This window comes from Pseudoalteromonas sp. SG43-8, assembly GCF_014164245.1.
GTDB classification, from domain to species: domain Bacteria; phylum Pseudomonadota; class Gammaproteobacteria; order Enterobacterales; family Alteromonadaceae; genus Pseudoalteromonas; species Pseudoalteromonas distincta.
The window spans coordinates 1-747 of record NZ_JACJEX010000033.1; the positions used below are offsets into that span (position 1 = coordinate 1).

Sequence of the window (747 nt, forward strand, 5' to 3'; positions counted from 1 at the left end):
AGTATCAACGTTAATAAGCTCTGAGCTATTTGTATTCAAATCACCGGCAAGTGAGGTGTCACTTGCTGTTGCTGAAAACGTAGCTGTTGATGAGAGCTTTACTGTGCCAGCAAAAGTTGCAGCTTCAGAGCCTGAAGCAGCATCATCGCCGGCGGTATCATCCTCTAAAACGATTCCAGTGGTTTCAGCAACACCTTTAGCATCTAAAGCAAAGGCAGTTACAGTGCCACCATCTACACCACCATTTATCTGAACAGTATCAATTTTAATGTCTGCGCCATCATTATTACTTAATATCAAATCACCTGCATCATCAATTGTTGCTGAAACACCTGTGGTAGTAGATTTGTCATTGATAGAAGCAGCTACAGATGTCATATCTGAATTAGTTGCGTTACCTGAAATTGCTTGGCCATTCAAATTAAATGAGAATGTACCATCCGCAGACAACGAGCTTGTATCAATCTTAACACCGGTTTGAGCCGTCGCCTCAACACCAGTTGTACTTTTTTCTGCATTTATTTTTGCCGCTACAGTTAGTGCGGTATCATCATTCGTTAACAATATTGATTTAGGTTTTAGGCCATTAATATCAATTGAGCCTGTTACACCATTACCTGGCCCAACATTGTCACCAGCAGCTGAACCAACACTTTGCCCTAATCCACCAGCAACACCCTCAACTGCTTTTAAATCAAGCTGCCTTGCACCTATTTGGTCGGCACTTATATCACCAAGCGACATTGA

Annotated in this window: 1 protein-coding gene; it reads right to left on the minus strand. The window is 41.9% G+C overall.

The window, feature by feature from the left end; genetic code table 11:
• The coding region (locus H5122_RS19980; RefSeq protein ID WP_259395794.1) for a flagellin hook IN motif-containing protein at positions 1 to 747 on the minus strand (747 nt) is incomplete at both ends.